The sequence below is a fragment of the Streptomyces sp. JH14 genome (assembly GCF_029428675.1).
Lineage (GTDB): Bacteria > Actinomycetota > Actinomycetes > Streptomycetales > Streptomycetaceae > Streptomyces.
In genome coordinates, this window is sequence record NZ_JAJNEL010000001.1 from 4,944,867 (window position 1) to 4,968,951 (window position 24,085).

20 protein-coding genes are annotated in these 24,085 nt (G+C 71.9%); 7 read left to right on the forward strand and 13 right to left on the reverse strand.

Annotated features, from left to right (window positions below):
• The first annotated feature begins 128 nt into the window (after window positions 1-128).
• The 3 genes from LRD69_RS22515 to LRD69_RS22525 are packed head-to-tail and all read left to right on the forward strand — an operon-like array spanning window position 129 to window position 2,336.
• Window positions 129-539 carry a GntR family transcriptional regulator gene (locus tag LRD69_RS22515; protein ID WP_277328344.1) on the forward strand — a complete coding sequence of 137 codons (411 nt, stop codon included), beginning with the start codon at window positions 129-131 and terminating at the stop codon, window positions 537-539.
• Window positions 526-1,407 (forward strand): ABC transporter ATP-binding protein, encoded by an 882-nt coding sequence (locus LRD69_RS22520; protein WP_277328345.1) that lies wholly within the window; start codon window positions 526-528, stop codon window positions 1,405-1,407. Before LRD69_RS22515 ends, LRD69_RS22520 begins: the two co-directional genes overlap by 14 nt.
• A complete protein-coding gene (locus tag LRD69_RS22525) occupies window positions 1,404-2,336 on the forward strand; it encodes a hypothetical protein (protein ID WP_277328346.1) in 933 nt (310 codons plus the stop codon). Before LRD69_RS22520 ends, LRD69_RS22525 begins: the two co-directional genes overlap by 4 nt.
• A gap of 271 nt (window positions 2,337-2,607) precedes the next feature.
• Here LRD69_RS22525 and LRD69_RS22530 read toward each other — a convergent pair whose 3' ends face one another.
• The 5 genes from LRD69_RS22530 to LRD69_RS22550 all read right to left on the reverse strand — a co-directional run bounded on the left by LRD69_RS22530 (window position 2,608) and on the right by LRD69_RS22550 (window position 8,817).
• Entirely contained in the window at window positions 2,608-3,780 is a 1,173-nt protein-coding gene (locus LRD69_RS22530; protein ID WP_277328347.1) for an NlpC/P60 family protein, read from the reverse strand.
• Window positions 3,781-3,959: 179 nt separating this feature from the next.
• Window positions 3,960-6,701 (reverse strand): PQQ-binding-like beta-propeller repeat protein, encoded by a 2,742-nt coding sequence (locus LRD69_RS22535; RefSeq protein WP_277328348.1) that lies wholly within the window; start codon window positions 6,699-6,701, stop codon window positions 3,960-3,962.
• A gap of 86 nt (window positions 6,702-6,787) precedes the next feature.
• Entirely contained in the window at window positions 6,788-7,054 is a 267-nt protein-coding gene (locus LRD69_RS22540) for a hypothetical protein (protein ID WP_277328349.1), read from the reverse strand.
• Between the two features lie 33 nt (window positions 7,055-7,087).
• Window positions 7,088-7,840, reverse strand: coding sequence for a TetR/AcrR family transcriptional regulator (locus LRD69_RS22545; protein WP_277328350.1), 753 nt, complete (start codon window positions 7,838-7,840; stop codon window positions 7,088-7,090).
• A 41-nt stretch (window positions 7,841-7,881) separates the two neighbouring features.
• Complete coding sequence (locus tag LRD69_RS22550; protein ID WP_277328351.1) at window positions 7,882-8,817, reverse strand: diiron oxygenase; 936 nt, start codon at window positions 8,815-8,817, stop codon at window positions 7,882-7,884.
• Window positions 8,818-8,995: 178 nt separating this feature from the next.
• On the opposite strand from LRD69_RS22550, the gene LRD69_RS22555 reads away from it, so the two are divergent.
• Genes LRD69_RS22555 through LRD69_RS22565 form a run of 3 tightly spaced genes read left to right on the forward strand, consistent with a single transcriptional unit; the run spans window position 8,996 to window position 11,931 of the window.
• On the forward strand, window positions 8,996-10,126 hold the full coding sequence (locus tag LRD69_RS22555) for a ferritin-like domain-containing protein (RefSeq protein ID WP_277328352.1): 1,131 nt from the start codon (window positions 8,996-8,998) through the stop codon (window positions 10,124-10,126).
• Window positions 10,123-11,013 (forward strand): ADP-ribosylglycohydrolase family protein, encoded by an 891-nt coding sequence (locus LRD69_RS22560; RefSeq protein ID WP_277328353.1) that lies wholly within the window; start codon window positions 10,123-10,125, stop codon window positions 11,011-11,013. The genes LRD69_RS22555 and LRD69_RS22560 overlap by 4 nt, the downstream gene beginning before the upstream one ends.
• 54 nt (window positions 11,014-11,067) lie before the next feature.
• Window positions 11,068-11,931: a hypothetical protein gene (locus LRD69_RS22565; protein ID WP_277328354.1), complete on the forward strand. Its 864-nt coding sequence runs from the start codon at window positions 11,068-11,070 to the stop codon at window positions 11,929-11,931.
• 69 nt (window positions 11,932-12,000) lie between these two features.
• Here LRD69_RS22565 and LRD69_RS22570 read toward each other — a convergent pair whose 3' ends face one another.
• The 7 genes from LRD69_RS22570 to ligD form a co-directional block, all read right to left on the reverse strand.
• Window positions 12,001-13,458 carry a penicillin-binding protein 2 gene (locus LRD69_RS22570; RefSeq protein WP_277328355.1) on the reverse strand — a complete coding sequence of 486 codons (1,458 nt, stop codon included), beginning with the start codon at window positions 13,456-13,458 and terminating at the stop codon, window positions 12,001-12,003.
• A 70-nt stretch (window positions 13,459-13,528) separates the two neighbouring features.
• Window positions 13,529-14,908, reverse strand: coding sequence for an FtsW/RodA/SpoVE family cell cycle protein (locus LRD69_RS22575; protein WP_277328356.1), 1,380 nt, complete (start codon window positions 14,906-14,908; stop codon window positions 13,529-13,531).
• A gap of 52 nt (window positions 14,909-14,960) precedes the next feature.
• Window positions 14,961-16,280 (reverse strand): ATP-binding protein, encoded by a 1,320-nt coding sequence (locus LRD69_RS22580; RefSeq protein WP_277328357.1) that lies wholly within the window; start codon window positions 16,278-16,280, stop codon window positions 14,961-14,963.
• Window positions 16,277-17,041 carry a hypothetical protein gene (locus tag LRD69_RS22585; protein ID WP_277328358.1) on the reverse strand — a complete coding sequence of 255 codons (765 nt, stop codon included), beginning with the start codon at window positions 17,039-17,041 and terminating at the stop codon, window positions 16,277-16,279. Before LRD69_RS22585 ends, LRD69_RS22580 begins: the two co-directional genes overlap by 4 nt.
• Window positions 17,042-17,154: 113 nt before the next feature.
• Window positions 17,155-17,469 (reverse strand): zinc-ribbon domain-containing protein, encoded by a 315-nt coding sequence (locus LRD69_RS22590; RefSeq protein WP_277328359.1) that lies wholly within the window; start codon window positions 17,467-17,469, stop codon window positions 17,155-17,157.
• Entirely contained in the window at window positions 17,466-19,604 is a 2,139-nt protein-coding gene (locus LRD69_RS22595) for a HEAT repeat domain-containing protein (protein ID WP_277328360.1), read from the reverse strand. The genes LRD69_RS22590 and LRD69_RS22595 overlap by 4 nt, the downstream gene beginning before the upstream one ends.
• 150 nt (window positions 19,605-19,754) lie before the next feature.
• Window positions 19,755-20,651 (reverse strand): non-homologous end-joining DNA ligase, encoded by an 897-nt coding sequence (gene ligD / locus LRD69_RS22600; protein ID WP_277328361.1) that lies wholly within the window; start codon window positions 20,649-20,651, stop codon window positions 19,755-19,757.
• Window positions 20,652-20,728: 77 nt separating this feature from the next.
• On the opposite strand from ligD, the gene LRD69_RS22605 reads away from it, so the two are divergent.
• Window positions 20,729-21,820 carry a Ku protein gene (locus LRD69_RS22605; protein ID WP_277328362.1) on the forward strand — a complete coding sequence of 364 codons (1,092 nt, stop codon included), beginning with the start codon at window positions 20,729-20,731 and terminating at the stop codon, window positions 21,818-21,820.
• Between the two features lie 189 nt (window positions 21,821-22,009).
• Here LRD69_RS22605 and LRD69_RS22610 read toward each other — a convergent pair whose 3' ends face one another.
• Window positions 22,010-23,953: a S53 family peptidase gene (locus LRD69_RS22610; protein WP_277328363.1), complete on the reverse strand. Its 1,944-nt coding sequence runs from the start codon at window positions 23,951-23,953 to the stop codon at window positions 22,010-22,012.
• Window positions 23,954-24,085 lie beyond the last annotated feature (132 nt).

Sequence of the window (24,085 nt, forward strand, 5' to 3'; positions counted from 1 at the left end):
CACCTGCGAAGCGGCGGCACGGCGGCACACCCGGCCGTCACACGGCGGCGGCCGGCGCGGGATTGACCCGTACAGGAACCGTCGTGCATGATTCCACTACTTGAGTGATGGAATGAGGGGCGGGCGCAGTGGCGGAGTTCGCCTTCCGGATCGATCGGCGCAGCGGTGTGGCCAGCTACCTGCAGATCGTGCAGCAGGTGCAGCAGGCCCTGCGACTGGGCCTGCTGGCGCCGGGCGACCGGCTGCCCACGGCGCAGGCCGTCGTCGAGGCGACCGCGCTCAACCCCAACACCGTCCTCAAGGCCTACCGCGAACTGGAGTCCCAGGGCCTGGTCGAGTCCCGGCGCAGGCACGGGACGTTCGTGACAGGCACCCTCGGCTCGCCCGCGGTCGCCGACTCGCCCTGGCGGGACGAGCTGGCCGCGACGGCCGCCCGCGCCCGCGACGACGGGCTCGAACGAGACGACCTGGCAGCCCTGTTCACGGCCGTGCTTGACGATCTCTACCCCGGGGAGGACCCCACCGATGTCCAGCAGTGACACGCCCGCGATAGTCGCCCGCGGCCTCGGCAAGCGGTACCGCCGCCGCGGCCCGGAGGCGCTCGGCGACTGCACCTTCGAGATCCCCGCGGGCAGCGTCTGCGCCCTGGTCGGCGCGAACGGCGCGGGCAAGTCGACGCTGCTGGAGCTGACAGCAGGGATCGAACAGCCGACCGGCGGTGCGGTCGAGGTCTTCGGCGAGCCCGCGTACGGCGGCAACCCCCGCATCGCCTACCTCGCCCAGGACCGCCCGCTGAACCGCTACAGCACCGTCGGCGGGGTGCTGCACTTCGGTGCGCGCACCAACCCCGGCAGCTGGGACGCCGAGCTCGCCGAGCGTGCCGTCGACCTGGGCCGCATCCGCCCGGACGATCACATCCGCGACCTGTCCGGCGGCCAGCGCACCCGCGTCGCCCTGGCTCTGGCCCTGGGCAAGCGGGCCGACCTGCTGCTGCTCGACGAACCCATGGCCGACCTGGACGTGCTGGCCCGTCAGGAGCTGATGGGCCTGCTCATGTCTCACACCGCCGCAACCGGCTGCACCGTCGTCATGTCCTCGCACATCATCTCGGAGCTGGCCGACGCCTGCGAACACCTGCTGCTGCTGGACCGCGGCCACGTCCGGCTCTGCGGCGGCATCGACGAGCTGACCGCCGCCCACGCGGTGGTCACCCTGCCCGGCGGCCCGGAGCGGATCGCCGCGCACACCGTGGTCGAGAGCCGCCCGGCCGGGCGCGGCACCAGCGCGCTGATCCGCCCCTCCGGGCCACTGCCCTCCGACTGGGACGTCCGCGAGCCGTCACTGGAAGAACTGGTCCTCGCGCACCTCGCCCCCCGCGCACATCACCACCAGGAGCACGCCGCATGAGCGCCACCGCCGTCAACCTCGTCAAGCGCCCCGCCGCGTACCGCCGACCGGCGGGCCGCCTGCCGATCGCCCGGCTGGCGGCGCGGCAGCTGCGGTGGCTCGCACTGGTGCTGCTCCTGCCGGTCGGGGAGATCGCCGCGACCCTGCTCCACCGCTACAGCGAGTGGAGCGACGCCGAGTCGGCGCGCGCCCGCGTCGGCAACTACGCCTACCACTTCACCGACGTGCCCTACAACGCGCACACCCTGACCGACCGCCTGTTCGCCGACGGGCAGTTCGTGGCCTTCGTCCCGGCGCTGTGCGCGGCGGCGCTCACCGCGATCCTGACCGCGCGCGAGTGGGAGTCCCGCCGGGTGGCCGTGACGCTCACCCAGTCCGTCTCCCCGATACGCTGGTTCACTGTGCACTGGGGGGTGCAGGCGGCCCTGACCCTCGCGCTGACGATGCCGCTGGTCGTGCTCTACCGCCTCAACGCGGCCCACGCCTACCACGAGGACCTGTTGGTGCACGGCGCGTACCAGGCCACCCTGTACTTCATCGTCGGCCCGGTCACCCTGGCCTACGTCCTGCTCGGCGTCGCCGCCGGAGCCTTTGTCGGTACGGCCCTGCGCCGCACCCTTCCCGCGCTGCTGGCGGCCCCGGCCCTGCTCTGGCTGCTGGTCGGGGTCCTGGTCCGCGCCCGGCTGGCCGCCCTGCTCGACTACCCGGTCTTCTCCGAGACCCACGGCTTCCACGCGGGCGGCGTCCTCGGCCTGCAGTTCTTCCACCTGCTCCCGAAGGACGACTACCTGGTGAACTCGCTCACCCCCGGCGACTACTGGCCTTACCAACTCGCCCAGACCGCCCTGGTCCTGGCACTCACCGCAGCGCTCGCCCACAGCGCACTGCGCATCGTGCGCCGTCGCACAGGACGTGCCGGTACCGCCTGACCTGCCCGGTACAGCACGACGTCGGGGCCTTGATCGTCGCGGCTCGCGCCAAAGGGGCTGCGTAATGCCGTGAGCCGACCGCCCCGGCCACGACGTACCTCTGCCACGGCACCTTGCCGAGATGGCCGGGGCGGCATCGGCGGCCTGACCGTCGCGCACCGCCCGAACGCGCACGTCGGCCGAGTCACGTTCCCTCGGGGAGACCCGGGCGGAAACGCCTCGGCCGGCATGCCCACGGGGTCCGGCTGCGCTGCGCGACGACGGAGTCCGGCTACGCGCCGACCGGCGCGGACGACGCGCTGTACCCCGTGTCCGAGCCGCCCGACGAGCCCTGGGCCAGTTGCGGCAGCCGGTAGGTGTGCAGCGGCCTGTTCTGCGGATCCGGCCGTACGGCACCGAGCAGAGGGTTCGACGCCACCGGCGAGACCTTCACCCGCGTCCCCGGCCGGGGCGCCTGCACCACCAGGCCGTTGCCGATGTACAGCGCCACATGTGTGGCCTTCGGGAAGTAGATCACCAGGTCACCCGGGCGCAGCGCGTTCAGCCCCACCTTCGGCAGTTGGCGCCACTGCTCCTGCGACGTCCGCGGAATGGCCCGGCCCGCGGCCGCCCATGCCTGCGAGGTGAGCCCGGAGCAGTCGAACGAGCCGGGCCCCTCCGCGCCCCACACATACGGTTTGCCGAGCTGCCGGACCGCGTAGTTCACCGCTTCGCCGCCCTCCTCGGACGGTGTGCGGGACGAGGACAGGGCCCCCGAGGCGAGCAGGGCGTCCTGCGCCTTCGCCGTGGCCTGCTGCTCCAGCCGGGACAGCTGGGCGATCCTCTCGGCGGAGAGCGTCGCCAGCAGTGCCTCGACCTTCCGCAGCCGCGCCTTCACCGTGTCGCGCTGCTTCTTCTGCCGTGCAGCCAGCGCCCGTTGCTTGTCGCGCACCTTCCGGGACGCGGTGGCCAGTTCGTCGGCGCGCTTCTCCGCCCCCGTGAGCCGCTTGACGGCGGCCGCCCGGCCGGCGGCCACCCGCTGGATCACATGCCCCTGTTCCAGGGCGTGTTCGGGATCGCGGGCCAGCAGCAGCTGTACATACGAGGAGAAGTCGGACCGCCCCTGGTACTGCTCACGGGCCAGCTGTCCTGCGTCGTCGCGGCTGCGGGCCAGTGTGCGCCTGGCGGTGGCGAGGGCGGAACCGAGCTTCTTCGCCTGCGCGGTCCGTTTCTTGAGATCCGCTGCCGTCCCGTTGTAGGTCTCGGTGGCCTCCTCCGCCTGCTGGTACAGCTTCCGCAGTTCGGCCAGCAGCTCGGAAATGGTCTTGGTGGAGTCCGGGCCGCCGCCGGTGGCCACGCCCGAGGGGCCGGGCTCCGGCTTCGCCGGGACGGCCACGGCGGGCGAGGCCGCGACGATGGCGACGAGTGCCGCTGAGCAGACGGTGCGCAGGACCGTGCCTGACACGGAATCACCTCCGGTGAAGGGGCGATCGCGTGGGACTACCCCATGAGTGAGCGCAAGGCATCCATACCGTCACCGGGTGCCGGACGATGCAAGAACCCCGCGGCGTGGCGGCCGCGGGGTTCCCCCGGAAGGCGGGTGCAGGGTGTCCTCTTTCGGATTCGGGCCGGGTTCCCGGGGTTTCACGCCACCGGGAACGCGTAGAAGATCCGGTCGCGTTGGACCACGGCGGTCTTCCCGAACGCCAGTACCCGGTACGGAGCGGTGACCGTGGCTCCCTTCGGATCCTGCGCCCCGATGTCCTGGAACTTCCACAGCCGCCGTCCGTCGGCCGCCGCGAACGCGGTGACCTGCGTCCTGCCCGCCGCCAGCAGGGTCTTGCCGGAGCGGCTGAGGGTGACGGGCGGCGCGAAGTCCCCGAGCGCCGCCTCGGTGGACCGCTGCCAGCGGAGCTTTCCGGTGGCCCGGTCGACCGCGCCGACCTCCTGGTTGACGTTCGTGGTGTGCAGGAGTGTTCCGGCAGGCACCGGCGTACCGAACACGGAGCCGGCGGTGCCGTTCAGGGTCCACTCAGGTTTGCCGCCGGGCATGTCGAACGACTGGAGATCGTCGCCCACCGCCGCGTACAGCAGCCCCTGGCCGTCACCGGCGGCCGCCCCGTCCGGCCGGACCCTGCCGAACGACCCGGTCCACAGCAGCCTTCCGGTCTGCTGGTCGAAACTGCGGAAGACCGCCCTGCCCCTGGCGGCCCTGACGTCGCCGGGAGTGAGCGTCGCGCTCTTCTGCCGTACGACGATGTCGTCCGGCCTGACGGCGATCAAGCGATAGGCGGGGGCGGCCGATTCGCGTCCGGTCGGTACGCGGGTGCGCCACAGCTCCTTGCGCTGGACGACGTCGTACGCGAACAGGAACGACACGGTGACCTGGGTGTCCCTCCCGGGCTTCTTGCCCTTCTTCGGCTTCTGGGCCTTGACGGTGACCTGGTGGGAGCCGGTGAACCAGACGACGGCGCCGGACTGGCCGACGATGTCCGAGACCTTCAGATACGGCGCGTCCTCGAACTGGTCCTCGTACGCCACCCGGTGCGCGACCTCGCCGTTCTTGGGCGACAGCCAGAGGAACTCGGACGGCCCGGCGATGAAGCAGAGATCGTCCCCCGCCGGCAGGGCCGCCTGCCCCTTGGCACCGTCCGGGCACTCCCAGGCGCGGCGTCCGGTACGCAGATCGATCCCGACGGCCTGGGTGTCGCCCGTCAGGACGAGCAGCCGGTCGAGCCAGAGCGCGGCGGTCAGCGGCGCCGGTTCGGCGTCGGGGTGCGTGTACACCCAGAGCGGGCGCGGCGGCAGCCCGGCCACGGTGGGGCGGCTGGGGGTCGGCGCGGGCTTGGCATCGTCGGCGGGCCCGGAATCGTGGGACCCGAGGACGAACACGGCCCCGCCCCCGATGGCGAGCCCGGCAGCCCCGGCGGCGCCACCGAGGAGCAGGGTGCGGCGGTCGAAGGTGAGCGGGGCGCGGCCTTCGGGAGCCGGGGCCGGGGGAAGGGCAGGGAGCGCGGCGGGCGCGGTGGGGTCCGGTGCCGGAGTGGCCGGTGCCGGAGTGGCCGATACCGGTGGGGTGGCGGCCTGGTCCCCGGGGGCGGGAAGGGGCCGCGGCACGAGCGGTGCGACGGGCGGCAGTCCGGTGGGCAGCTCGGCCGGCGGACCGCTGCGTTCGCGCGGGATGGACAGCTGGGTGGTCGGCCGGTCGGGCTCCGGCGCACGGGGGCTGCCGACGCTGCCGATACGGGTGGTCCGGGGGTCGTCGTCCCCGCCGGTGGGGCTGTCGGGGCGGGAGTCGGTGGGCCCGTGGCCGAGCGCGCCGAGCAGGGGGTGGGTGGGGGAGTCGGCAGGGGCGCCGGCGGGCGTGCCGTCCGGATCCTCGGTGGGCGTGTCGGCCAGGTCGTCGGCGGGCGTGTCGTGCAGCGCGTCGGTGGGCGTGTCGGCCGGGCTGTCGCCGGGCGGGTCGGCCGCGGCTTCCGTCCCGGCGGCCAGCTCCCTCACCCGGTCGGCCTGTTCCCTGACCGCCCGCGACAGCGGTTCCGGCAGCCAGCCGCCCTTGGCGAGGCCCGCCGCACCCTCCAGCGCCAGTTCCGCCGCCACCGTTCCCGCGGTCGGCCGGTCGGCCGGATCCTTGGCCAGGCAGCGTGCGATCAGGCCGCGCAACTCCTCCGGAACCCCGTCCAGTTCCGGTTCTGTGCGGGCGATCCGTTCGGCCGCCTCCGCCGCCGGGCCGTCGGCGAGCGGGGTCGTCCCGGTCGCCGCATACGCCAGCAGGAGGCCCAGCACGAAGAGGTCGGAGGCCGGTCCGGCCGCCTGGCCCCCGACCTGTTCCGGGGTGAGATAGCCGAGCCGTACGGACAGCTGCCCGCCCGTCCGGGCCTCCGCTTCGGCCGCCGCACCCAGCGGCCCGAAGGCGGTGAGCCGGGGCCCGTCCTCGGCCAGCAGCACCGTTCTGGGGGCGAGCCCCTCCAGCACGGCCCCGGTGGCGTGCACCCGGGAGAGCGTTTCGGCGATGCCCGCGCCCAGTATCCGCACGGCACGCTCGGGGAGCGGGCCCGCGAAGTCGATGGCCTCGGCGAGTGTCAGCGCCGGTACGTACGCCACGGCCGTCCAGAGCAAGTCGTCGGCGTTTTCGTCGGCGCGGGTGGCGATCCGGGGCTGGACCCAGCCGCCGGCCAGCCGGTCCGCCGTGCGTGCCTCCGCCTGGAAGCGGCGGCGGAAGGCGGGCAGCGCGGCGAGTTCGGGCCGGGCCGCGGTGATCACGACGGTGTCGTCGAGGACCGTGTCGCGCGCCAGGTACTGCACGGCGCTCGCGGTCTCGCGGAACCGTGCCGCCACGGTGTACGCACCGAAGCGGCGTGGATCGTTCTGACGCAGCGCCTCCATGGCGCACCCCCTTATGACCGTTCTCGTGACCATGGATCCGTCGATCTTAGACCGGCGGACCCGCTCAGCCCGGACCCCCGCGCGGGTCAGCTCGGTTTCGACCAGGGCCACTTGGGAGTGTGGCGCTCGCGGCCCTCCGGGGCGTACTCGTACACCCAGCCGCGCTGTACTCCCAGCCGCTTGGAGTATCCGGCCGGGACGCGCCGGTACGTGTACACGGTGGCGGGACCGCCGTCGGCGTCCGGCACCGGGACCTCGTACCACTTGGGCGGGTGGCCGGTCGCGCCGACGAGGACGGGCAGGACCCGCCCGTCCAGCGGGCCGCCCCTGAAGGTGGTGTTCTCGCTTCTCACGGCCCCAGTGTCACCCAGAGGGTGCGCGGTGGCTCAGTCCGGCGGCAGCAGGTGTGCCGCGTCGGTGACCACCGGGACGAGCCGGTCCGCCAGTCGCCCGGCAGGGCCTTCGACGGTTTCCAGCGGCAGCAGGTCGGCCACTGCGGCCGCGGTCTCCGGGTCCGTGGTGGCGGTGGCCGCGAGCATGGCTATCAGCTGGTCGACCAGCCAGGTGCGGAGCTCGTCCGCAGGGGGCTGCTTCTCCTCGTCCAGCCAGATCAGGGAGGCCGCCTCGACGGCCGCGATCCAGGTCCGCACCATCATCCGCAGCCGTGCTCCCGGTGCGCGGGTGTCTCCCCGGCCGAGGTGGAGCAGGATCTGTTCGGCCGCCGCCCGCCGTACCCCGTCGACGATCGCCGTCGTCCGGGAGGTCTCGGCGACGCTGCCGCCGCGCAGCAGCGCGCTGAACCCGGCGTCGTGCTCGTCGACGAACGTGAGGTAGCGGCCGAGCACCCGGGTCACCCGCTCCGTGGGCGGCCCCACGGGCGGTTCGGCGAAGCACAGCTTCAGCTCGTCGGCGGCGGACCGGAGCGCCGCCTCGTACAACTGCTGCCGCCCACCGGGGAAGTAGCGGTAGACGAGCGGGCGGGAGACTCCGGCGACCGCCGCGACCTCGTCGAGCGAGACCTCGTCGGGGGCCCGGTGTGCGAAGAGGGAGAGGGCGGCGCCGAGGAGCTGCGTACGGCGCTCCTCGACGCTGAGCCGTCGGTACGCACGGTTCTGCGGGGCTGCGGCGGCAGAGGTCATACCGCGAAGCGTAAGCGGTCCCCCCGGTAGGGGGAGCCGGCTCAGGCCAGCAGGCCCGAGCTCTTCCACAGCCTGCGCCCGACCCCGTTCAGCACACCGATGTCGTCGAGGAAGTCCGTCAGCCGCTTCGCGCCGGTCTGCATGACCTCCGTCCGGTGACCGCTCGCCTTCACCTGGGCGACGGCCTCGCGACGGTCCAGGCCGACGTTCTCGTACACCTGCGGGTTGACGAAGCAGACGGAGAAGACGCGCGCCGCCTCTCCGCAGCTCAGCCGGGTGAACTCGCGTTCCCAGCGAGGTGCGGTGACCATCTGCCGGCGCAGCTCCTCGCGGGCGTAGCGGACGTGCCGTGCCTCCTCGACCACATGGATCCGGGTCACGCCGCGCACCAGTGTCTGGACGCGCTCGTCCGGGAACGTCAGCCGCTGCATCCAGTCGAGGATCTCCTCCCCGAGCAGGGTGGCGGCGAAGGAACCGGGCGTGGTGGACACGGTCTTCAGCACGCGTGCGAGGTTGTGGTAGACGCGCGGTACGGGGTAGTTGGGCGCCCGGCCCCACTGGATCATGCGGCCGAACATCATCGAGTGCCGGCATTCGTCGGCTATCTCGGTCAGCGCGTAGCGGACGTGGTTGCTGGTCACCGGCTTGTCGTAGATGTGCCGGACCAGCAGCTGCATCAGAATGATCTCGAACCAGATACCGAGCGAGGCCAGCGACGCCGCCTCGTGCCGGGCCAGGTCCATCCGCTGCTCCTCGGACATCTTGCGCCACAGCGGGGTGTCGTAGAGCGAGACGAGCTCGGGCGGCCAGAACCACTTGCCGTCCTCGATGGCCATGTCCCAGTCGAGCTCGGTGTCCGGGTCGAAGGAGTGCTTGGCCGAGGACTCCAGGAGGCGTTCGGCGATCTGCTCGCGGTCCCGGAGCGGGCCGAGTGCGTCGCGGAGCGTCTGCACGTCGCGTTCGGTCACGGTCGTCATGGCTGAAGGCACCTCACACATGGGTTACCGGCGGTCACTTCTTATGAGACTGCTTGTCAGCAAGACCGTCAATCCCTTGTGCGTGACTTGTTGACCCGGCGTCTACCAACGTGTGAACCTGCCAATTGACGCAAGCGCCACGGAACTTATCGAAGCATGCGAGGCGAAGGAGCCGTCCGTGTCGACACACGACCTCTACACCACCGCCCCCGAGGAACCGCTGTGGCAGGTGCCCGCCTCCGGCGCCGCCCGCTTCAGCTGGGACTACGACGACGGCCGCGAGCGCCTGCTGGCCCTCTACCAGAAGGGCAAGGACAAGCAGTGGGACGGCAACAAGCGCATCGACTGGAGCCTGGAGGTCGACCCCGCCGACCCGCTCGGCACCCCGGACGAGGCCCTCACGCTCTACGGCACGCCGCACTGGGCGAAGATGACCGACAAGGACCGGGGCGAGCTGCGCAAGCACTACACCTCGTGGCAGTTCAGCCAGTTCCTCCACGGTGAGCAGGGCGCCATGGTCTGCGCCGCCCGGATCGTGGAGTCGGTCCCCGACCTGGACGCGAAGTTCTACTCCGCGACCCAGACCATGGACGAGGCGCGGCACGCGGAGATCTACGGCCGGTTCCTGCACGAGAAGATCGGGATGCTCTACCCGATCAACGACAACCTCCAGGGGCTGCTCGGCGACACCCTCCGCGACTCGCGCTGGGACATGCCGTACCTCGGCATGCAGGTCCTCATCGAAGGACTCGCCCTGGCCGCTTTCGGCATGATCCGCGACACCACGACCCAACCCCTGCCCAAGCAGATCCTCGCGTACGTGATGCAGGACGAGGCCCGCCATGTCGCCTTCGGGCGGATGGCCCTGCGCGACTACTACAAGCAGCTGAGCGACGCCGAACTGCGTGAACGCGAGGAGTTCGTCATCGAGGGCTGCTACCTGATGCGGGACCGGCTCAGCGGCGTCGAGGTGCTGCAGAATTTCGGCATCGGAAAGCAGGAGGCCAAGGAACTCTCCGAGCACTCGGAGTATCTGCAGCTCTTCCGCAAGCTGCTGTTCAGCCGGATCGTGCCGTGTGTCAAGGACATCGGGCTGTGGGGCGAACGGCTCCAGAAGGCCTACGTCGACATGGGCGTCTTCGAGCTCGGCGACTCCAACCTGGACCTGCTGATGGCCCAGGACGAGGAGATCGCCGAACAGCTGGACCGGGAGCGGTTCGCGGCGGAGGAGCAGGCCCGGGTCGCGGAGGTCGAGGACGCGATTTCCGAGGGCGCGGACTCCGGGGGCGCGGCAGACTCGCCCGCATGACGCCTCCGTCCACGCCCGCAGACGCGGCGGCCGCCCGCCGAAGTCTCGAAGGACTCGCGCTCGGCGATGCGTTCGGGGAGCGGTGGTTCCCGCTCTTCCGCGCTCCCCGGCAGGCCTTCAACGAGGTCCGCGCCCGCCGCACCCCCGCCGAGCCGGTCTGGCACTGGACCGACGACACCGCCATGGCCCGCGCCCTGCAGCGCGTACTCGACGAGCACGGCGAGGTGGAGCAGGACCGGCTCGCCGCCTGCTTCGCTCTGGCGTACGAGGTCGACCCGGCCCGCGGGTACGGCCACGGCATGCACATCCTGCTGCCGGCGCCGCTGACCGCCCCGGCCGACTGGCGCATCCTCGCGCCCGAACTGTTCGAGGGCGGCAGCCTCGGCAACGGCGCCGCCATGCGCGTCGCACCGCTCGGCGCCCGGTTCCACGCGGACCCCGGCCATGCGGCCCGGCAGGCGCAGTTGTCGGCCGAGGTCACCCACGCCCACCCGCAGGGGATCGCGGGCGCGGTTGCCGTGGCCGTCGCCGCGGCCCTGCAGGTGCGCGGCGAGTTCACGCTGACGGCGGTCGCGGACCGTACACCTGAGGGGCCGGTACGGGACGGGATCCGGCGCGCCGCCTCCGTGCCGTTCGGCACCGAGCCGTGGAGGGCCGCCGATCTGCTCGGCAACGGGCAGCGCATCCGGGCGGACGACACCGTCCCGTTCGCGCTGTGGACCGCGGCCCGGCACCCGGACGATCTGGAAGCGGCGCTCTGGGCCACGGCCGAGGGCTTCGGCGACGTCGACACCACCTGCGCCATCACCGGTGGGGTCGTCGCCGCGGCGACCGGGGTCGACGGGGTGCCCGCCCAGTGGTTGCGCAGCCGCGAGCCGTTGAGCTGAGACGGCCGCCTCGTATCGAAATCGCGTTCACATGCCTGACGTAACTTGGGTGCCATGACCATGCCGCCTCAGCCGCCGCAGGGCCCGTACGGGCCGCAGCCGCCCCAGCAGAACAACCCGTACGCGCAGCCGAACAGCCCGTACGGTCAGCAGCCGCCGCACCAGTCGCCCGGCCGGCAGCCCCCGTACGGATACCCGCAGCAGCAACTGCCGCCGCAGGGACCGCCGCAGGGGCCGTGGGGGCAGCCCGGCATGCCCGCTCCGCCCGGTGCGCAGCCGCCGAGGAAGAAGCGGACCGGCCTGATCATCGGGATCGCGGCCGCCGCCCTGGTGGCGGTCGGCGCCCTCGCCTACACCGTCTCCCAGGTGGTCGGAGCCGGAAAGTCGGTCGCGGGCGGCTTCCCCGACGCCACGTATCAGCTCACCGTGCCCAAGAAGCTGCTGGACGAGGAGTACACCCTCGCCGAGGACACCTCGTCGACCGACGGGAAGGAGGTCGAGGAGGTCCCCGACCTCAGCGTCCGCGATGTGAAGGCCGTCGTCACCCAGTACACCTCCGCCAAGGGCGGCGTCCTGGTCATCTCCGGTATGTGGGGCCGGATCAAGGCGCCCGAGTTCACCCGGGACAAGATCCTCGAAGGGGCTGCGGGGGAGAAGGGCATGACCGTCGTCGTCCCCGCCAAGGAGTTCACCCCCGACGGATACGACATCACGGTGTCCTGCCAGGTCGTGACGTCGAAGGACGCCGGACGGACCAGCACCATCCCCATGTGTGCCTGGGGAGACGACAACACGGCGGCCTTCGTCGGTCTGGTCACGGCCGAGATCGCGGCCCAGGACCCGGAGAGCGTCGACCTGGAGCAGGTGGCGGCCGACACGGCCCAGGTCAGGGCCGAGTCGCGCAAGCCGATCGGCTGATCGGCCGGCTGCCGGGGCCCGGTCCACCGCGCGGCACACCGGGACCCGCGGCACCTCGCGTCCGCTCCGTCAGCCCCGCAGCGCCGCCTCCATGACGGACCGGGCGATCGGGGCGGCACTGCCGCCCCCGCTGATGTCCGCCCGCCTCGCGGCGGCGTCCTCGACGACCACCGCGACCGCGACCGCCGGCCGCCCGGAGCGAGGGTCCCGGGCCCAGGAGATGAACCAGGCGTACGGCGTACCCGTGTTGTCGATGCCGTGCTGGGCGGTGCCGGTCTTGCCTCCGACCGTCACCCCGTCGATCGCCCCGTTCGACCCCGTGCCCCGTTCCACGACGTCGACCATCATCTGCTGCAGCTGCGCGGCCGTCTGCGGGGTCATCGCCCGGTGGTACGGGCGCGCGGTGTTCTGATGGACGGTCGTACCGTCCTTGGTGGTCGTACGGTCGACCAGATACGGGTACATGAGGTCGCCCCCGTTCGCCACGGCCGACGCCACCATCGCCATCTGCAGCGGAGTCGCCGTCGTGTCGAACTGGCCGATCGACGACAGGGCCAGCTGGTCGTCGCTCATATCGGTGTCGAAGTTGCTCTTGGCCACCCCGGAGGGGATCTTCAACCCGGTGTCGTTGAAGCCGAACTTCCGCACCGCGTCCACCATCCCGTCGAGGCCCACCTCCACGCCGAGATGGGCCATCACCGTGTTGCAGGACACCCGGATCGCCTCCGAGAGCGATGCCTCCTCGCAGCCGCGCGCCTCGTTCGGGAGCTCGGTGTCGGTCCCCGGCAGCACGTACGGGGACGGCGTGTCGGTGGAGGCGTCGGGGTCCGTGACCACTTCGGCGTCGAGTGCGGCCGCCGCCGTCACGATCTTGAAGGTGGAGCCGGGGGGATACGTCTGCCGGATCGCCCGGTTCAGCATCGGCTGGCTCTTCGACGCGTTGAGCTGTCGCCAGGCGTCGGTGACCGACGAGCCGGTGCCGGAGAGCCGCCCGGGGTCGAACGACGGGGTGGAGACCAGCGCCAGGATCTTGCCGGTCGACGGTTCGAGGGCGGCGACCGCGCCCCGCCGCCCGCCCAGACCGTCGTACGCCGCGCGCTGCATCGAGTCCTTGATGGTGGTGCGGACGTCGCCGCCGGGCTGCTGGCTGCGGGTGATCTCGTTCCACAGCGGCAGCGGGGCCAGCATCGGGTCGGTGCCCGACAGGATGTCGTCCTCGGCGTTCTCGATCAGCGTCGTGCCGTACGTCTGCGAGGCATAGCCGGTCACCGGCGCGTACAGCCGGCCGTCGGTGTAGGTGCGCTCGTACCTGAGCTGCTCGTCGGTGTTCCTGGAGCCGGTGACGGACCTCCCGCCGATCAGGATGTCGCCGCGCGGCTGGCTGTAACGGGCGATCGTCTGACGGCGGTTGGCGGGATTGTCGTTCAGCTCGTCGGCCTGGAACACCTGGATGCGGGCGGCGTTCAGCAACAGCGCCATGAGCAGCAGCAGGCAGAAGGCGGCGGCCCGCCGGATGTAGCGGATCACGCGTCCTCCCGGCGCTGCGGGGTGTGGCGCATCACGGCGCGTCCTTCCGGTCGTTCGGGCGCGTGCGCGGTCACTTCCGGTCCTCCGCGACCGGTGCGACGACCCCGGTCTCCACCTGGTCGGGGTGGGGTCTGCGGGCGAGGTCGCTGATCCGGATGAGCAGCGCCACGATGATCCAGTTGGTGACGACGGACGAACCGCCCTGGGCGAGGAACGGCATCGCCATGCCCGTCAGCGGGATCAGCCCCATCACACCGCCCGCGATCACGAACACCTGGAGGGCCAGGATCGAGGCGAGCCCGATCGAAAGCAGCCGCCCGAAGGGGTCGCGCAGGGCGAGGCCGGCCCGGTAGCCGCGGGCGACCAGCAGCGTGTACAGCAGGAAGATCGCGGTCAGCCCGGACAGCCCGAGCTCCTCGCCCGCCGTGGCCAGGATGAAGTCGGACTTGGCGGCGAAGCCGATGAGGATGGAGTGGCCGAGCCCGAGCCCGGTGCCGAGCATCCCGCCCGCGGCGAACGCGAACAGTGACTGGGCGAGCTGGCCGGCCCCCTGGCCCGCAGCGATGGTGGCGAAAGGGTCGAGCCAGTCCTTCACCCGGCTGTGCACATGGGGTTCGAAGGAGCCGACGACGAATGCGCCGACGGCGGCGAGCAGCAGGCCCACCGCGATCCAGCCGGTCCGGCCGGTCGCCACGTACAGCATGATCACGAAGAGGCCGAAGAAGAGCAGCGAGGTGCCGAGGTCGCGTTCGAGGACCAGCACGCAGACGCTCAGCAGCCAGATCGCCACGATCGGGCCGAGCACCCGGCCGGTGGGGAGCTGGAGCTTCCAGATCTTGCGGCCGGTGTAGGCGAGGGCGTTGCGGTTGGCGGAGAGGTACGCCGCGAAGAAGACGGCGAGCAGGATCTTGGCGAACTCGCCGGGCTGGAAGGAGAATCCGCCGATCCGGATCCAGATCTTGGCGCCGTTCACCGCCGGGAAGAAGATCGGCACGATCATCAGGACGAGGGCGGCGGCGACGGACAGATACGCGTACCGCTGGAGCACCCGGTGGTCGCGGAGGAAGACGACGACCACGATGAAGAACGCGACGCCGAGCGTCGACCAGATCAGCTGGGTGGGCGCCGCCTGGTCCTTCGGCGTCTCCAGATCGAGCCGGTAGATCAGCACGAGGCCGAGCCCGTTCAGCAGGACCGCGATGGGCAGCAGCAGCGGATCGGCGAACGGGGCACGGAAGCGGACGGCGAGATGGGCGAGGAGGGCGAGCAGGCCGAGACCCGCACCGTAGCCGGCGACATCGGGCGGGACCGCGTCGTCGCGTGCGAGGCCGACGTCGGCGTAGCCGAAGACGGAGATGAGGACGGCCCCGACGAGGAGCGAGAGCTCGACCCCGCGCCGCTTGGGCAGGCGTAGCTCGGGCGGAGGCGTGTCCGGCCTCGGTGCGGTCATGGCACGCAACGTAGCAAGCGGTGGGCGTTATTTCCCTTATGTCGATATTCGCTTATGTCGGTCCGGTCAGGCCGTCGCCGCCTGCGGGTTCGTCCGTGTCGAACGGTACGTACTCCGGGAGCGTCAGCCGCGCCACCGCCCCGCCGTCCGGCGCATTGGAGAGAACCAGCTCGGCGCCGATGACCGCCGACTGCCCGACGGCGATGGTCAGTCCGAGCCCGTGGCCCTTGCCGCCGCCCTCGGTGCGGAACCGCTGCGGACCACCGGTCAGCAGATAGTCGGGGAAGCCGGGCCCGTGGTCGCGTACGGTCACCACCGGCCCGTCGACCGTCAGGACCACCGGTGGGCGGCCGTGCCGGTGCGCGTTGGCGATCAGATTGCCCAGGACCCGCTCCAGTCGCCGCTTGTCCGTCTCGACCTGCACGGCCCTCGCCCCGGCGCCCGCCCCCACGACGCGGATCACGGTCTCCGTCCCCGACGCGCTCACCGTCCGCTCGGCGAGCGGCACCAGTTCGTGCACCGCGAGGTCGACCTCCTCGGTGCGGGCGTCGAGCCGGGAGATCTCCAGCAGATCCTCCGTCAGCGCCCGCATGGTGCGCACCCGGTCCTGCACCAGCTCGGCCGGGCGGCCGGGCGGCAGCAGCTCGGCGGCGGCCGAGAGGCCGGTCAGCGGGGTGCGCAGCTCGTGCGCCACGTCGGCGGTGAAGCGCTGCTCGGCCAGCAGCTTGCTCTGGAGCGTGGACGCCATCGTGTCCAGCGCACCGGCGACGATCGCCACTTCGTCCTGCGGGCGCGAAGGGTCCGACGCGCGCGGGTCGTCGACACGGGCGTCGAGATCGCCCGCGCTGATCCGGCGGGCCACCCGGGCCGTCTGGTGCAGCCGCCGGGTGACCCGGGTGACGGCGAATGCGCCGACCAGCAGCGTCGCGCCGATCGCCAGCGCCGAGGAGCCGACGATGGCCCGGTCGAGACCGTTGATGGTGTGGGCGCTCATGCTGTAGTCGATCTCGGTCGCCAGCGCCCGCCCGTCGGCCGGGCCCGCGGCCCACATGGCCGCCCGGCCGTGGGAGTCGGCGACGACGGTGCCCCGCCGCCCGTGCTCGGCCAGGTGGCGCAGGGAGGCGGGCAGACCGGGCGGGTCGATACCGGAATCCGCCGGGAGTGCCTCGCCCTCCTCGTACGCCTTGGTCACGCCGTCCAGCCGGGAGAGCGCCTTGGCGCGGGCCTCGCTGACGGTCCGCCGGGTCACCGCCGTGTGCACCAGTACGCCGAGCAGTGCGGCGAGGGCGCAGCACATCACGGTGATGAACACCGCGGCCTTCCAGGTGAGTGTCCCGGTCCAGGCGGGCGCGCGCAGGCTGTGCCGTCTCATCGCCGTCCCTCGGAGACGGTGGGCGACGGCGGCATCGTGGTCGGCCGGGGGCTGGGCTCCGCGCTCGGCCGGGCGCTGGGTGACGTCTCCGAGGTCTTGCGCAGGATCTCGTCCTGCGTCGGCAGCATCGCGTGCTGCCGGCCGTCCCAGGACCAGACCGTCCGGTACTCGTACCCGGCGATCGCCGACGGCACCCGCATGATCACGTCCCGCCCGGCCAGCTCCACGCTGATCACCGCGTCCGAGACGGCCATGATCCGGGTCAGTGCGTCCGAGTTCGCCATGTAGACCCGTACGGAGAGCCGCCCGTCGCTCCGCCGCACGCCGAGCACCATGTCGTCCCGGCCGTTGCCCGTCAGGTCGCGGTAGTAGGGCTGAAGGACCGGGCAGGCCGTGGGCGCGGTGCGGCACGCGGTGATCCTGCGGACCGTGTCGGCGGGGAGTTCGTCCGAACCGCTGGACCGGCTCGTGGTGGCCATCAGGTCGGCCTGCACCACGGCGACCGGGTCCAGCGTGTGCACATCGTCGTGCGGGACCGTGATTCCGGGGATGCGCGCCGTCGCGCCCTCGCCGTAGTCGTACGGAGCAGCGGAGGCGGGTGGCAACTGGGGCCAGAGCCGGGCGGGCCCGATGGCGGTCGGGGCCGGTCCGGCGCTCTGCAGCTGTCCGCCGTCGGTGCCGCAGCCGGCCAGCGACGCGGCGCCGACGGCGGCCACGAGGACCGCCGAAGCCCGGTGCGTCACCCGGCGGTGCGGGCGCATCGCTCCCTCCCTTCCCGGCCGTCCGGCCCATGAGTCCGCAGACCCGTGATCCATCGACCTTATTCGGAAGGAAGTCCCTTATGCCGTTTTCATGCGGTTGGAGAGGTGATGGTTCAGTTCTGGTAGGGGTTCTGCCCGCCCTGCGCATACCCCGGCTGCTGCGCCTGCCCGAACGGATTGCCGTCCTGCGACGCCAGGTGCTGCGCCAGCAGCTGATCGGCCTGCTCCTTCGGGATCTTCTGCTCCCCGCCGCAGAACGTGCACTGCGTTGCGTACTTCGTCGAGAACGGGAACAGCGGCACGAAGAACAGCGTGAACTTCGTGACCCGCTTGCGCAGCGTGTGCGCCGCCGGGTTGCCGCACCATCCGCAGACCAGCGTCAGAACGGCCAGTTGGTAGAGATAACCTCGCGTGCCGAAGATGATCATGTTGTGGGTCCCTTCCCCGTGTGCACCGGAAGTGCCTGCCGGCAGAGCGCCAGCAGCTTTTCGTCGTCATAGGTGTCGTGGCTGCCGTACCCGCCGTCCATCGCGTTGTGACGGCGTACGGAGGCGAGTTCGGCACGCAGCGCATGTGCCGCATCCGACCCTGCACCAGCCACACCCATCCGCGCCAGGCATTCCGCCACCCGGACCCTGACATGACGGTTGTTCTCCCAGGCCGCCAGCATGACCGGCACGGACTCCCCGGCCCGCCCGGACACCTCCCACAGCGCGATCGCCGCGTCCACCCGCAGCCACGGTTCGTCGTGCGACAGCAGTGCCCGGAGCAGCGGTGCCGCCCGCAGTGCGTGCGTTCCCAGCGCGCCCAGCGCGCGCACCGCCGACCGGCGCTCGTGCACCTGCTCCGCCCGCAGGCCCTCGACGAGTACCGGCAGCACGGCCTCCGCGTCCCCGTCGACCGCCCACAGTGCCCGCGCCGCCTCCGTCGCCGCCGCGGTCCCGGGGCGGCGTATCAGCGCACGCAGCTCCGGTACGGCGCACCGCGCGGCGGGTCCGAACGAACCGAGCGCCTGCAGCGCCGATGTCCGCAGCCACTCCCCGCGGTACTCCGGCGCCCCGCGCAGCACCCGCAGCACCTGCGGCGCGGCCTCGCCCGCCCGCAGTGCGGTCAGCCCGCCGAGCAGCGGATTCGCCCGGTCGTACGCCCCCTCGTCGAGCGGGATCTCGCCGAGCCTGCGGCGCAGCACCGCGGCCAATGGGGCCGCCGCCGCCCCGAGATGCCCGATGGCGAACCCCGCGTCGTGCGGCACCTCGGGCCGCTCCAGGGCGGCGGCCAGCGCGGGCACGGCCCGGGCGTCACCCAGCCGGGCCAGCGCCTTCACCGCGCTGCCCAGCCCCGGCGGCCCGCTCTCCCACTCCGTCACCCAGGCTGCCGGATCCGCCGCCACTCGCGCCGCCAGCGCGTCCGCGGCAGGTGCGGCGAGGCCGAAGAGCTCCTCCAGTACATGCGAGGCGGCCTTGGCCAGTCGTGGCTCCGGGGCGGCGAGCTGTTCGCCCACCAGCCGGACCAGCTCCTCGTACGGTCCCCGCCAGGCCCGTATCAGCCCGGCGCTCATCCGCACGGCGTCGATCCGCTGGCGGAGATCGGGGCTGCGCAGCTGGTCGGTCAGCAGCGCGGTCCGGTCGGCGACGCGGTCGTCGAGCCCGATGTGCAAGGTCCGCAGCAGATCGGCGGTCCAGGGGGCGGTGCGCCCCGCGGACTCCGCGGCGGCCAGCGCACGCAACTGCCCCACCAGGGTCACCGGCGCACCCCGCTCCTCGGCGGACTCGGCGGCCGCACCGGATGCGTCGAGCGGCTCCGTGGCGTCCACCGGGTCCGCCGCGCCGGCCGGTGCCGTGCGCAGCTCGCGCAGCAGCCCGGTCACCACCGGCACGACGTCACCCGGCAGCGCGTCCGGCGCGCACCGGGCCAGTTGGGCGATCGCGGCCAGCCGCAGCCCCGGGGCATGCGACTCCGCGACGAGCCGGCTCAGCCAGTCCGCGGCCTGCCCGGCCAGCGGACGGTGCCGCAGCGCGACCCGGCCGACGGCCTCCACCAGTGCGAGCCGCACCTCCTCGTCCGGTTCCACCGGCAGCCGCTCCCGCAGCAGTGCGAGGACCCGTACCGGGTGGCCGTGCAGCGTGGCGAGCGCCGGGGGCACGGCGAGCCGTACCCCCGGGTCCTCGTCGGCGATCAGCTCGAAGAACACCCCGGCGCCCGCGGTGACGGCGGCGGCCGCCATGGCGTAGTTCGCCGCGCCCTCGATCTCGTCCTCGTCGATCTCGTCCTCGTCGTCCTCGTCCAGATCGATGCCGCCGATGCTGGTGAGCAGCTCGACGAGGCTGCCCCGGTCCTGGATCCCCGGGTCCGCGACCAGTTCGAAGAGAAACGGAATGCAGGCCAGCGTGCAGTCGTACACATCCCCCTGGTGGTGAACGGCCCCGTACATGCCGTCCAGTGCACCCTCGCGGTCCGCCGGATCGGCGGACGCCAGGCCCCGCAGCAGCCCGGGCACATCACCTGCAGGCCCGTAGGCATGCTCCATCGAGGCCCAGTCGACCTCGTCGATCCCTGCGAACACGCCCTCGCCTCCCCACGCGATCTCACGCAGCAGTGTCTGCGCAGAGTGTGCACCACGGCTCGGCCGATCCACCCGCCCCATGCAGGCCTTTTGCTGCGCGGGCGGCAACGGCGGGCGGGGCGGCCGCGGACCCGGCCCCAAAGGCTCCGATCAGGGCGCGGCAGGCAGCGGCCGGGCCCGGTTCGGATCGATCAGGGGGGCGAGCAGATCCCCGTGCCGCTCCAGCCGCCCCGCCATGTCGGCGGCCAGAAAGACCAGCTCGGCAGGGGTCCGGCAGCCCTCGATCTCCGCCCAGGTGACGGGTGCGGAGACGGCCGGCTCGGTTCTGGCGCGCAGGGTGTACGGGGTGGCGGTCGTCTTCGCCGCCGCGTTCTGGCTGAAGTCGACGAACACCCTTCCCGGCCGCAGTGCCCGGGTCATCCGGTGCACGACCAGGCCCGGAAGCTCCTGTTCCGCCTCCACCGCCAGCCGTTTCGCGTACGCCGACACCCGATCGGCGGGGGTCGGCTCCAGCGGTACGAGGACGTGCAACCCCTTCGACCCGGAGGTCTTCGCGTACCCGGGCAGCCCGTCCGCCGCCAGCCGCTCGCACAGCCACAGCGCCACCTGACAGCACTCCACGACGGTCGCCGGGGAGCCGGGATCGAGGTCGAACACCATCCGGTCGGCGATCCCCGGAGTATCGGCCTGCCACTGCGGCGTATGGAACTCCACCACCAGGTTCGCCGCCCACATCAGCGACGCCAGATCCTGCACGACCACCTGTCCGGCCCGCTGCGCCACGTGTCGCGGCACCTCGGCGATCCGTACCCAGGACGGCGTACCGGGCGGCGGGTTCTTGGTGAAGAACAGCTGCCCGTCCGGGCCGTCCGGATAGCGCAGGAAGGACACCGGCCGGTTGTGCAGATGCGCGAGCAGGGCCCCGGCAGCCGTGGCCGCGTAGTAGTGGAGAACCTCGCCCTTGGTGGTGCCGGTGGCCGGATACAGCACCTTGTCGAGGTTGCTGAGCGCCAGGCGCCGCCCCTCCACCTCAGTGATCGGCGTCATACGATAAGAATCACATGAATTCAGGATCTACAGGATCAATCGGTATGTATCGGTGTCTTCGGTGACAGGGGTGAACGGTGAGATCCATCTGGAACGGCGCGATCTCCTTCGGGCTGGTCAGTATCCCGATCAAGCTGGTCAATGCCACGGAGAGCCACTCGATCTCCTTCCGTCAGGTCCATCTCGCCGACGGCGGCCGGATCCGCTACCGGAAGGTCTGCGAACTCGACGATGAGGAGGTGACGGCCGCCGATATCGGCAAGGCGTACGAGGACGCCGACGGCACCATGATCCCGATCACCGACGAGGACCTCGCCTCGCTCCCGCTGCCCACGGCCAAGACGATCGAGATCGTCGCGTTCGTCCCCGCCTCCGAGATCGACCCGCTCCAGATGGACGCGGCGTACTACCTCTCCGCCAATGGAGTACCGGCCGCCAAGCCGTACACCCTGCTGCGCGAGGCCCTGAAGCGGAGCAAGAAGGTCGCGGTCGCCAAGTACGCCCTGCGCGGCCGTGAACGGCTCGGCATGCTGCGCGTCGTCGACGACGTGATCGCGATGCACGGCCTGCTCTGGCCCGACGAGATCCGCGCCACCGACGGCGTGGCCCCGGAGACCGAGGTCACGGTCCGTGACGCCGAACTCGACCTGGCCGACGCCCTGATGGCCACCCTCGGCAAGGTCGACATGGACACGCTCCACGACGACTACCGCGAGGCGGTCGAGGCCCTCATCGCGGCGAAGGCCTCCGGCGAGGCGCTGGAACCCGCGGCGGCCGACGAGCGCGGCGGCGGCAAGGTGATCGACCTGATCGCGGCGCTGGAGAACAGCGTCCGGGCGGCGAAGAAGGCCCGCGGCGAGGAGGAGACGGAGGAGGCGCAGGAGGGAGCCGAAGCGCCGGTCGCCAAGGTCACCTCGCTCGCCGGACGCAAGAAGAGCGGCGGAACCGGAGCGAAGAAGAAGGCGGCCCCGGCCGGCGCCGGCCGGAAGACCGCCGCGAAGAAGACCACACCGGGCAGAACGCCCGCCAAGAAGACCGCCGCCCGGTCGACCACGAAGTCGGCCGCCAAGAAGACGGCGTCGAACTCGGCGGCCAAGACGGCGAAGTCGTCGTCGGCCGCGAAGCCGGCGGCCAAGAAGACCTCCGCCAAGAAGCGCGCCTCGGCCTGACGGGAAGGGGGATCCCACGGCCCGCAGCCCACGGCTCGCAGCCGGGGCACGTCGCCGGTCCCGACGGCGTGATCACGGCCTGCGTCCCGGTCATCGCAGGGGTGCTGCGGGTCATGGACCGGCGTACGCGGACGGCTGCCCCGGAGCCGGAGCTCCGGGGCAGCCGTCGGATCGGGCCGTGCGCCGGTGTCAGCGGTACGAGTTCACGTATCCGGCCGCCGGAGTACCGACACCCGTCACGTCGTCGTACCCCTTGACCGCCTTGAGCGAGGCGTCCTTGCCGAGGCTGCGCAGCGACGTCAGGAGGCCGTCCGCCGCGTCGAAGCCGTTGGCGAAGTCGACCCGGGCCACCGCGAGATCACGGCCCGCGCCCAGCGGGTGGTCGGTGACGTCGTGGTACGTCGCCGAGCCGTACCGGGCGTAGATGGCCGGGTTGGCGAAGCCGAGCGGCCGGCCGTGCTGGGCCTGCTGCGCGAGGGCCTGGACGCCGGCGATGACCGGGGCCGCCAGCGACGTACCACCGATGCGGTACTCGTCGTAGCCGAGCGAACCGTCGGGCAGCGTCTGGGTCTGGCCGACCAGGAAGCCGGTGTTCGGGTCGGCGACCGCCGCGATGTCCGGGGCGGTACGCATCCGGCGCTTGCCGTTCGCCTGTGCGAGCGCGTCAGGGACGACACCGCGCTGGTAGAACGGCTGCTTCACGGTCGAGCTGGTGCCGCCGCCCGCGCCCGAGGTGTATCCGCCGGGGAAGTCGGTCCAGCTCCTGCCGTCCTCGGCGAGGTTGGCCTTCAGCGTGCCCCAGCCGGTCTCCCACTGGTACGCGTCGCGCTTGCCGACGGCCAGCGAGGTGCCGCCGACCGATGTCACCCAGGCGGAGTTGGACGGGACGTCGACCTGCTTCGTACCGGTGGACGCGACGTTGTCGCCCGCGTCGCCGGAGGAGTAGTAGAAGCCGATGCCCTCGACCGCGCCCATCTTGAACACCTGGTCGTACGCGGCCGCGACGTCAGGGGTCTCGTTGGCCTCGACGTCGCCCCAGGAGTTGGAGACGATGTCGGCGAGCCGGTGGTCGACGATCTTGTTGAGCGAGTCCAGCAGGTCGGCGTCGTAGCAGGACGCGCCGCCCACGTAGACGATGTCGGCTGCGGGCGCGACCGCGTGCACGGCCTCGACGTCGAGGGTCTCCTCGCCGTACCAGCCGGAAGCCCCGCACTCCTCGGTCTTCGTGTAGTCGTCCGGCAGCACCTGGCTGAGCTGCCCGCTACGGTACGAGGCGTCGCCGTTGCGCTTGGCGTACTCGGCGGCGTCCTTCGCGATGGTCGGCGAAGCGTATGCGTCGGTGATCGCGACGGTCACGCCCTTGCCGGTCCAGCTGCCCGCACCGTACGCGGCGCGCAGCTGCTTGCCGGTGTAGCCCTTGATCGCGTACGGCGCCTTGGACCCGTAGGCGCTGGGCAGTGCCGAGGCGGTCTTCGAGCCGAAGTACGAGGAGAACGGACCGGCGTTGCGGAACACCGCGTCCGGCGGCGGCAGCGTCTCGTCGTGGCTCGACTTGTGCGGCGCGTTGTCCAGACCGGAGACCGCCAGGACGGCGTCGCTCAGCCCGGCCGGCACCGAGGCGGTCGAGGACGGGGCGCGGTAGGTCCGGCTGCCCTTGCGGTAGTTGCGCAGCTGGGTGCTGAACGTCTTCTCGGCCGCGGCGACATCGCCGGTGGCGGAGACGTAGTGCTGGTTGGCACCGGTGACGGTCAGTCCGTTCGACTCCAGCCACTGGCTGACCTGGTCGATCTGCTGCTGGGTCGCCCCGAATCGGGCCTGCGCCTCCCCGGCGCTCAGATACTTGCCGTACGAGGAGGACTGCGGGTCCGACACGGCGGCGGCGTAGGCGGCCAGCCCCTTCGCGTCCCGCCCGGCCAGGTGGACCCGGACACTCACCTTGCCGTTGTCGGCCGTGGCACCCTGGTCGGCCTCGGCGCTGGCCCAGGCCGGCTTGGAACCCTGCAGCGCGTCGCGCCCGCCGGGCGCCGAATCCGCACTGGCGGACGGTATGCCGAGGGCGAGCGCACCGGCGAGCAGCGGCAGTGTCGCTGCCATGCTCAGCCCGGCGCGACGTCTGGCGCGGCTGATTCTCATGTAACCCCCTGCGATGAGGTTCTTCGCGTGTGGAGCATGTGCCGGATGATGTGCACATGTAATCCGTCACTCTGGCGAGGAACCCTTTATGTAAGGGGCATGCGTTCACCAAGAAACTGTCAAGAGGAGCTG

Excerpts from the sequence above, each read along its gene's own strand:
- LRD69_RS22610 (WP_277328363.1), bottom strand. The coding sequence starts at position 23,953 with ATGAGAATCAGCCGCGCCAGACGTCGCGCCGGGCTGAGCATGGCAGCG.
- LRD69_RS22525 (WP_277328346.1), top strand. The coding sequence starts at position 1,404 with ATGAGCGCCACCGCCGTCAACCTCGTCAAGCGCCCCGCCGCGTACCGC.
- LRD69_RS22565 (WP_277328354.1), top strand. The coding sequence starts at position 11,068 with ATGACCATGCCGCCTCAGCCGCCGCAGGGCCCGTACGGGCCGCAGCCG.
- ligD (WP_277328361.1), bottom strand. The coding sequence starts at position 20,651 with ATGACGCCGATCACTGAGGTGGAGGGGCGGCGCCTGGCGCTCAGCAAC.
- LRD69_RS22535 (WP_277328348.1), bottom strand. The coding sequence starts at position 6,701 with ATGGAGGCGCTGCGTCAGAACGATCCACGCCGCTTCGGTGCGTACACC.
- LRD69_RS22590 (WP_277328359.1), bottom strand. The coding sequence starts at position 17,469 with ATGATCATCTTCGGCACGCGAGGTTATCTCTACCAACTGGCCGTTCTG.
- LRD69_RS22560 (WP_277328353.1), top strand. The coding sequence starts at position 10,123 with ATGACGCCTCCGTCCACGCCCGCAGACGCGGCGGCCGCCCGCCGAAGT.
- LRD69_RS22550 (WP_277328351.1), bottom strand. The coding sequence starts at position 8,817 with ATGACGACCGTGACCGAACGCGACGTGCAGACGCTCCGCGACGCACTC.
- LRD69_RS22545 (WP_277328350.1), bottom strand. The coding sequence starts at position 7,840 with ATGACCTCTGCCGCCGCAGCCCCGCAGAACCGTGCGTACCGACGGCTC.
- LRD69_RS22580 (WP_277328357.1), bottom strand. The coding sequence starts at position 16,280 with ATGAGACGGCACAGCCTGCGCGCGCCCGCCTGGACCGGGACACTCACC.
- LRD69_RS22575 (WP_277328356.1), bottom strand. The coding sequence starts at position 14,908 with ATGACCGCACCGAGGCCGGACACGCCTCCGCCCGAGCTACGCCTGCCC.
- LRD69_RS22585 (WP_277328358.1), bottom strand. The coding sequence starts at position 17,041 with ATGCGCCCGCACCGCCGGGTGACGCACCGGGCTTCGGCGGTCCTCGTG.
- LRD69_RS22520 (WP_277328345.1), top strand. The coding sequence starts at position 526 with ATGTCCAGCAGTGACACGCCCGCGATAGTCGCCCGCGGCCTCGGCAAG.